This is a genomic window from Microbacterium sp. 4NA327F11 (assembly GCF_005503465.1).
Classification (GTDB): Bacteria; Actinomycetota; Actinomycetes; order Actinomycetales; family Microbacteriaceae; genus Microbacterium; species Microbacterium ginsengisoli.
Genome location: NZ_SCOB01000045.1, coordinates 1 through 7,582 on the forward strand (window position 1 = coordinate 1; position 7,582 = coordinate 7,582).

9 protein-coding genes are annotated in these 7,582 nt (G+C 72.2%); 3 read left to right on the top strand and 6 right to left on the bottom strand.

The genetic code is table 11. The annotated features are described in order from the left end of the window. The coding region (locus FFS51_RS14415) for a DUF5684 domain-containing protein (RefSeq protein WP_212742832.1) at positions 1-526 on the bottom strand (526 nt) is incomplete at its 3' end. A 141-nt stretch (positions 527-667) separates the two neighbouring features. Between FFS51_RS14415 and FFS51_RS14420 the strand changes: the two genes are divergently transcribed. Next, positions 668-1,189, top strand: coding sequence for a YbhB/YbcL family Raf kinase inhibitor-like protein (locus tag FFS51_RS14420; RefSeq protein WP_137878767.1), 522 nt, complete (start codon positions 668-670; stop codon positions 1,187-1,189). Between the two features lie 226 nt (positions 1,190-1,415). Beyond that, positions 1,416-1,625, top strand: a complete 210-nt coding sequence (locus FFS51_RS14780) for a hypothetical protein (RefSeq protein ID WP_171006210.1) — start codon at positions 1,416-1,418, stop codon at positions 1,623-1,625. On the opposite strand, the gene FFS51_RS14425 is transcribed toward FFS51_RS14780, so the two are convergent. The 5 genes from FFS51_RS14425 to FFS51_RS14445 form a co-directional block, all read right to left on the bottom strand. Continuing rightward, a complete protein-coding gene (locus FFS51_RS14425; protein ID WP_045247363.1) occupies positions 1,622-2,758 on the bottom strand; it encodes a pyridoxal phosphate-dependent aminotransferase in 1,137 nt (378 codons plus the stop codon). The two genes, FFS51_RS14780 and FFS51_RS14425, sit on opposite strands and share 4 nt — an antisense overlap. A gap of 7 nt (positions 2,759-2,765) precedes the next feature. Continuing rightward, positions 2,766-4,151 (bottom strand): glycine--tRNA ligase, encoded by a 1,386-nt coding sequence (locus FFS51_RS14430; protein ID WP_137878771.1) that lies wholly within the window; start codon positions 4,149-4,151, stop codon positions 2,766-2,768. A gap of 79 nt (positions 4,152-4,230) precedes the next feature. Further along, on the bottom strand, positions 4,231-4,800 hold the full coding sequence (locus FFS51_RS14435) for a hypothetical protein (protein ID WP_137878768.1): 570 nt from the start codon (positions 4,798-4,800) through the stop codon (positions 4,231-4,233). Next, a complete protein-coding gene (gene menC, locus FFS51_RS14440) occupies positions 4,797-5,930 on the bottom strand; it encodes an o-succinylbenzoate synthase (protein ID WP_249352743.1) in 1,134 nt (377 codons plus the stop codon). Before menC ends, FFS51_RS14435 begins: the two co-directional genes overlap by 4 nt. 86 nt (positions 5,931-6,016) lie before the next feature. Further along, positions 6,017-6,787 (bottom strand): isocitrate lyase/PEP mutase family protein, encoded by a 771-nt coding sequence (locus tag FFS51_RS14445; protein ID WP_137878770.1) that lies wholly within the window; start codon positions 6,785-6,787, stop codon positions 6,017-6,019. Positions 6,788-6,856: 69 nt separating this feature from the next. Here FFS51_RS14445 and FFS51_RS14450 point away from each other — a divergent pair, with 69 nt between their 5' ends. Further along, positions 6,857-7,399, top strand: a complete 543-nt coding sequence (locus tag FFS51_RS14450; protein ID WP_056206440.1) for an amino-acid N-acetyltransferase — start codon at positions 6,857-6,859, stop codon at positions 7,397-7,399. The last annotated feature ends 183 nt before the right edge of the window (positions 7,400-7,582 follow it).

Below are 7,582 nucleotides of genomic sequence, written 5' to 3' on the forward strand. Positions count from 1 at the left end.
CCTCCCCGCTCCCCCCGGGGGCAGCGAGCGGCGAGCCCCCGGGGGGAGCGGGGAGGGGAGCGGCATCGGCCGCCGGCACACGCTCGCCGATCAGGCCGACCATCACCGCGGGCGTGTCATCGTCCTCGTCGTCGGTAGGGGTGCGTACTTCGGCGGGTGGGAGCGGGGCGCGGGCGCCGACGACCATCGCCCAGACCGGTGGGAGGAGGGCGCCGATCACCGTCGTGCCGACGCCGAGTCCGAAGCGGGCACCGACGCGGTGTACCGCCCTCACGTGCACGACGTAGCCGTAGACGTTCACGACCGGGACGAATGCGAGCACCGCGAGCGCCGGCTCGAACCGGGCCAGGCGCAGCAGCTCGGCCTCGTTGCCCACCGGGATCCAGGCCCGCCAGCCGTCCGCGTCGACCGCTCGGAAGACCCGCGACAGCCCCGCCGCGTACCACGCGTGCAGGGTCGCGGCCACGACGACGAGCGTCGCGACGATCACGACCGCGACGACGAGGGAGCCCGCGGCATCCGTCATGTCTCTCCCCCGATCAGCGTCCGGCGCGCTCGACGTTACCGGGCGCGATGCCCCCGAACGGCACTGTGCACAGGCCGAACGGCGGATGTCTCGACCCGCGACCCCGGTGCGCGCGGAGCCGGCGCGACGTAGCGTGGGAGCATGAGCCTCGAACGCCCCGTCACCCCCGACCCGTACCCGCTGCTGCCCGCCGTGCCGGCCTTCACCGTCACGAGCACCGACATCACCGACGGCGCCCCGCTCGACGACGCGCAGGTCGCCGAGTTCGGCAACACCTCGCCGCAGCTCAGCTGGTCGGGCGCCCCCGAGGGCACCCAGTCGTACGTCGTGACGTGCTTCGACCCCGACGCGCCCACCCCGTCGGGGTTCTGGCACTGGATGCTCGTCGATCTTCCTGCCTCGGTGACCTCGCTCGAGCGCGGCGCCGCGGCGGCCGCGCTGCCGGAGGGTGCCTTCCATCTGCGCAACGACGCCGGCCAGCCGGGATTCATGGGTGCCGCGCCGCCTGCCGGCGACCAGGTGCACCGCTACTTCTTCGTCGTGCACGCGGTCGGGGCGCCGACCCTCGGCATCGACGCGGATGCCTCACCCGCCGTCGCCTCGTTCCAGCTGGCGTTCCAGACCCTCGGCCGCGCGATCATCCACGGCACGTACGCGCACTGACCGGCGGCATCCGTGCCCGTCGGCGGCGCGGCACGCTGGCCGCGGTCCGGCGGCCGCCGGTCGCCGGCCGGCGGCCGCCGGTCGCCGGCCGAGGTCGGTGAGACGGCACGTTGCGCGACGCGCGCGGCGCCGTGCGCCGCGCAACGTGCCGTGCGACAGCGCGCGGTGCTGCTGCGGTCCGTCGGGTGGCCGTGCGGCCGCGCGCCGTGGGTCGCGCGCGTGGGCCGTGGGCGTCGGTGGCGCCGCGCCGGCTGAGCCGGTCAAGGTCGCGGAGACGGCTCGTTGCGCGGTGCGTGCGGCGCCGTACGTCGCGGAACGTGCCGCGCGGCAGCGTGCCGTGCGGCAGCGGGCCGCGCGGTGGGCCGCGCAGCAGGCCGTGCGGCAGCTGGCCGTGCGCCGCGCGGCGGGCCGGCCGGCGGCGGGCGCCGTGCGCTAGGGCTGCGGCAGGCGTGACAGCCCGGTGAGCAGCGGCTCGACGCGGCCTGCGTAGCAGACGCGCACCCACCCTTCGCCGGCCGCGCCGAACGCGGACCCCGGTGCCACGGCCACCCGCTCGGCGACGAGGAACCGCTCCGCCCAGCTGGACACGTCGCCGCCCGACGCGTGGGACACATCGATCCAGAGGTAGAACGCCCCGTCGGAGCGCAGGTATGGGATGCCGCGGGCGTCGAGCAGCTCGCGGGCGGCGGCGAGGTTCGCGGCATAGGTCGCGCGGGCGGACTCGACCGCATCTTGAGGGCCTGTGACCGCCGCGAGCGCCGCGTACTGCGCGGGCGCGTTGACGCAGCTGACGATCGCCTCGTTCGCCGGACCGAAAAGGGGCGTGAGCGGCGGCGGCGTCACGAGGTAGCCGATGCGCGCGCCGGTGAGCGCGTAGGTCTTGGAGAGCGAGAACACACCGACGGTGCGCTCAGGGGCGGCCGCGAGCACGCTCGTGAACGGCACCCCGAACGTGAGGTACTCGTAGACCTCGTCGCTGATGATCCACAGGTCATGACGGCGGGCGAACGCGACCAGCGCGTCCACCACCTCCGGCGGGTACACGACGCCGAGCGGGTTCGACGGGCTGTTGACCAGCAGCACCCGCGTGCGCTCGGTGACGAGCGAGTCGAGCCGGTCGACGTCGGGCACGAATGCGTCGGCCACCGTCAGTGTGTACGGCACCGGCACGGCGCCGACGAGCCGCGGCGCCATCGCGAACGTCGAGTAGCCGGGGTCGGGAATGAGGATCTCGTCGCCCGGCGACAGGGTCAGCGTCATCGCGAGATGCAGCGCCTGCGATCCGCCTGCCGTGACGTGCACGTGATCCGCACCGCCGGTGTAGCCGTTGAACGACGCGAGCTTCGCGGCCAGTGCCGCGCGCAGCGGCGCGATGCCCGAGTTCGCGGTGTAGTTGGTGACATCCTGCTCCCACGCATCCGCCCCCGCGGCGAGCACGTGCGGGGCGACAGCGACCTCCGGCTCCCCGACGGACAGTGCGATCACGTCGTCGAGCGTCTGGGCGAGCTCGAAGATGCGACGGATGCCGCTGGGTGGCACCGACTGCGCGAGAGGGGACGGGCGCGGCATCCGGAGCCTAGGCGCCGCGCAGCCGCTCGGCCAGGTAGCCGCGCAGGGCCTCGAGCGGCACCCGCTCCTGGCTCATCGTGTCGCGCTCGCGCACAGTGACCGCCCTGTCCTCGAGGGAGTCGAAGTCGACGGTGACGCAGAACGGCGTGCCGATCTCGTCCTGGCGGCGGTAGCGGCGACCGATCGCGCCGGCGTCGTCGAAGTCGACGTTCCACGCACCGCGCAGATCGTCGGCGACCTCACGCGCGAGCGGCGAGAGGTTCTCATTGCGCGACAGCGGCAGCACCGCGACCTTGACGGGGGCGAGGCGCGGGTCGAGCTTGAGCACCGTGCGCACGTCGGTGCCGCCCTTCGCGTTCGGCACCTCCTCCTCGACGTAGGCATCGACGAGGAACGCCATCATCGACCGCGTGAGGCCGAAGGAGGGCTCGATGACGTAAGGCGTGTACTTCTCGCCCGACGCCTGGTCGAAGTACGTGAGCGACTGGCCCGACGCGGTCGAGTGGTTGCCGAGGTCGAAGTCGGTGCGGTTCGCGATGCCCATGAGCTCTCCCCACTCCTTGCCCGGGAAGCCGAAGCGGTACTCGACGTCGATCGTGCCGGCCGAGTAGTGCGCACGGTCCTCTTCGGGGACGTCGAAGCGGCGCATGTTGTCCGCATCGATGCCGAGGTCGATGAACCAGTTCCAGCAGGCTTCGACCCAGTGCTCGAACCACTCGTCGGCTTCGGCCTCCGGGGTGAAGTACTCGATCTCCATCTGTTCGAACTCGCGGGTGCGGAAGATGAAGTTGCCGGGGGTGATCTCGTTGCGGAACGCCTTGCCGATCTGGCCGACGCCGAACGGCGGCTTCTTGCGGCTCGCGGTGAGCACGTTCGCGAAGTTGACGAAGATGCCCTGCGCGGTCTCCGGGCGCAGGAACTGCAGGCCCGACTCGTCGTCGACGACGCCGACGTAGGTCTTCATCAGACCCGAGAACGCACGCGGCTCGGTGTACTGACCCTTGGTGCCGCAGTTCGGGCACGGCACATCGGCGAGGCCGTTCTCGGCCGGGCGGCCCTTGCGGGCCTCGAAGTCCTCGAGCAGATTGTCGGCGCGGAAGCGCTTGTGGCAGCTCAGGCACTCCACCAGCGGGTCGGTGAACGTCGCGACGTGACCCGACGCCTCCCACACCTGCTTGGGCAGCACGATCGACGAATCGAGGCCGACCATGTCGGCGCGACCGCGCACGAACGTCTGCCACCACTGCCGACGGATGTTCTCCTTCAGCTCGGTGCCGAGGGGTCCGTAGTCCCATGCGGACCGGGATCCGCCGTAGATCTCGCCCGCTTGGAACACGAACCCGCGGTGGCGGGCGAGGGCGATCACTTTGTCGAGGCGGGACTGCACGGCCACGGTGGCTCCAATGGTCGGAGGGGGAGAGTGCGAGAAATCGCGGATGCCGCGGGCCGGCGGCATCCCCCGAGTCTAATCGTCAGCGGGCGCCGCACTGGGCGGCGTAGGCGGAGTCGAGGACGCCGTTCGGGTCGTCGAGCGGCGTGTAGGCGACGCCGACGGCCGCCCCGAGGGCGAATCCGACCGACACGGTGGCGCTGGCGGCGCTGGTCGCCGCGGGCGTGGCGCGCGGGGAGGCGTCCGTCAGGGCCTCGGCGGCCGCCGTGGGAGCGCTGCCCGTCTCGTCGCAGATCATCTCCGGAAGCTGCACGGCGATGCGCGCCTCCTCACCGGCGGCGACCGAGCTGGAGACGGCGCCGACGCGGTAGCCGAGGCCGAGGAAGCGGGGGTCGTCGATGCGCACCCGGTTGATGACGATCGGCTGGGTGGTGTCGTTGCGCACCACGAGGTAGGCCTCTTGGCCGCTCGTCGAGGTGACGATGCTCGGCGCCGTCTCGGGCGACGTCGCGAGCCACGCGGTGATGCCCGTCGGCAGCGCGGTCGCCGACGGCGCCGGGTGCGCGACGGCGCGGCCGGCGCAGCCGGCGAGGAGGCCGATCGCGGCGACGGCGACGAGGGCCGTGGCGGCGAGGCGCGGCATCCGGATCATCGGCGCACCTCCTCGCGCAGGACGGTGAACTCGTCGAGGGCGACCGGATCGATCTCGATGCCGAGGCCGGGACCGGTGGGAACGTCGACGTGCCCGTCGACGAGGGTGATGGGGTCGCGCACGATGTCCTGCGTGTAGAAGCGGTTCGAGGCCGACACGTCGCCGGGCAGGGTGAAGCCGGGGAGCGCGGCGAGGGCGGCGTTCGCGGCGCGGCCGATGCCCGTCTCGAGCATGCCGCCGCACCACACAGGCACGTCGGCGTTGCGGCACAGGTCGTGGATGCGCACCGCCTCGAGGTAGCCGCCCACCCGTCCGGCCTTGATGTTGATGACGGATGCCGCGCCCAGCGCGAGCGCGTCTCCGGCGGCCTTGAACGAGGTGATCGACTCGTCGAGGCAGACGGGCGTCGACAGGCGCTCTGCGAGGGTGGCGTGGTCGACCAGGTCGTCCTCCTGCAAGGGCTGCTCGATGAGTAGCAGGTCGAAGCGGTCGAGCTCGACGAGCGTGTCGATGTCGGCGAGCGTGTAGGCGGAGTTCGCGTCGACCTGCAGGGGGATGTCGCCGAACTCGTCGCGTACCGCTGCGGTGTCGGCGACGTCGCGGCCCGGCTTGATCTTGATCTTGATGCGGCGGTAACCCTCTGCGAGGTAGCCGGCGACGGTGTCGACGAGCGTCGACGCGTCGCGCTGGATGCCCACCGAGACGCCCGACGGGATCCGCGGCACGACGGCGCCCAGGCGCTCACCGAGTGAGCGGCCCTCGCTGCGCAGCGACGCGTCGAGAACGGCGAGCTCGAGGCCGGCCTTGGCCATGCGGTGGCCGACGATGGGGGCGAGCGTGCCGGCGACCTCCTCGGGGGCGAGGCGGTGACGGTCGAGCAGCGCCGGGATCAGGAAGCGGCGCGCCACGTCCCACGCGCCCTGCGTGTACTCGCTCGAGTAGAGCGGCGCCTCCTGCGTGACGATCTCGCCCCAGCCGTCGCCGTCGGAGGTGAGCGCCCGCACGACGATGACCTCGCGCACCGACTCGGTGCCGAACGAGGTCGTGAAGGGACTCACGAGGGGGATGTGCAGCACCCGCAGCTCGATGCCGTCGAGCGTGACGGATCGGCAGGATTGTGGGGAAGGCACGCCTTTCAGGGTACCGAGGGGCATGCTGTGCCCCCGCTGAAGAACGCCCGCCGTCACCGGATCGTGATCGGGTGCGGAGCCGGGTCTCAGACGAGGGGGCGGATGCCGACGGGGAGCCCGTCGTCCGCGACCTCGTCGACGAGCCGGTCGAGCGCCGTGAGGGCGGCACGCTGCGGCCAAGGACCGAACGAGACGCGAGCGACGCCGAGCGCGGCGAGCACGGGGAGCGGGAGCGACCCCGGAGCGGCGAGAACGCTGAGCCTTCCGGGCCCGAACGCGGCGACGAGCTCGCGCACCTCGGGCTCGTCCAGCACGCCGGGCACGAACACGCAGGTGGCGCCCTCCGCGAGGTAGGCGCGCCCACGGGTGATCGCGTCGGCCAGCGACTCCGCACGGCCACGGCCCTCGGCGCGCAGGAACGCATCCGTTCTGGCGTTGAGGGAGAACGGCACGCCCGCGGCATCCGCCGCCTCGACAGCCGCCGCGACCGCCGCGCTCGCCGCCGCGAGCGGTCGCAGTTCGTCCTCGAGGTTCGCGCCCACCACGCCCACGTCGATCGCGCGGCGCACGGTTGCCGCGGGGTCGCCGTACCCGGCCTCGAGGTCGGCGGTCACCGGCAGCGTGGTCGACGCGACGATGCGCTCGACGGTGGCGAGGTGCAGCTCGAGCGGGATCCGCTCGCCGTCGTCGTAGCCGAAGGCTGCCGCGATCGCGTGACTGGCCGTCGCGATCGCGTGGGTGCGCGGGTGGGCGGCCACGACCCGGGCGGAGGCGACATCCCACACGTTCACCAGGGTCAGCAACGGCGGATCGGTGTGCAGCGCGCGCAGCGCGGCGCCCTTCTCGACGATCGACATGGCACGAGTCAACACCGGTGACGCCGGTACGCCCGGATGCCACGGGGTGTGCGGTCTACTGTGGTCAGCATGACCGACGCCGCATCCTCCGGAGCGTCCCCCGTCAACACCGGATCGTTCGAGATCCGCCGTGCGCGCACCGCCGATGTGCGCGCCATCCATCGCCTGCTCGAGCCGTACGTGCAGCGTCGCATCCTGCTCGGCAAAGACCTCGTCGTGCTCTACGAGGCCACCCAGCAGTTCGTCGTCGCCGTCGACGCTGAGGGCGAGGTCATCGCGTGCGGTGCTCTGCACGTCATGTGGGAGGACCTCGGCGAGGTGCGCACTCTCATCGTGGCCGACCCGTGGCTGCACACCGGCGTCGGCCGTGCGGTCGTCGAGACCCTGGAGGAGCACGCCCGCCGGCTCGGCCTCACGCGCCTGTTCTGCCTCACCTTCGAGGTCGACTTCTTCACCCGTCGCGGCTTCGCGCCCATCGGCGAGCACGTCGTCGACAACGACGTCTACTCGCAGCTCGTGCGCAGTCCCGACGAGGGTGTGGCCGAGTTCCTCGACCTCGCGCACGTGAAGCCGAACACCCTCGGCAACACGCGCATGCTCAAGAACCTCTGACCCGTCCCGGTCGCGACGCACGGATGCCGCCGCCCCCGGCGCGGGCGTCGCGTCGCCGTCGACCCGCCGCCTAGCTGTACTTCCCCGGGAGGTTGTGAACGGGTGAGGTAGGCGAAGACCTCCGGGCAGGATGTGGGTTACCACACTCGCATCCTGACCACGGAGGTCTTCGTGTCTCACGCT

Bases quoted from the DNA above. Each gene is read 5' to 3' on its own strand.
- FFS51_RS14420 (WP_137878767.1), top strand. From the start codon at position 668: ATGAGCCTCGAACGCCCCGTCACCCCCGACCCGTACCCGCTGCTGCCC.
- FFS51_RS14445 (WP_137878770.1), bottom strand. From the start codon at position 6,787: ATGTCGATCGTCGAGAAGGGCGCCGCGCTGCGCGCGCTGCACACCGAT.
- FFS51_RS14450 (WP_056206440.1), top strand. From the start codon at position 6,857: ATGACCGACGCCGCATCCTCCGGAGCGTCCCCCGTCAACACCGGATCG.
- FFS51_RS14435 (WP_137878768.1), bottom strand. From the start codon at position 4,800: ATGATCCGGATGCCGCGCCTCGCCGCCACGGCCCTCGTCGCCGTCGCC.
- FFS51_RS14425 (WP_045247363.1), bottom strand. From the start codon at position 2,758: ATGCCGCGCCCGTCCCCTCTCGCGCAGTCGGTGCCACCCAGCGGCATC.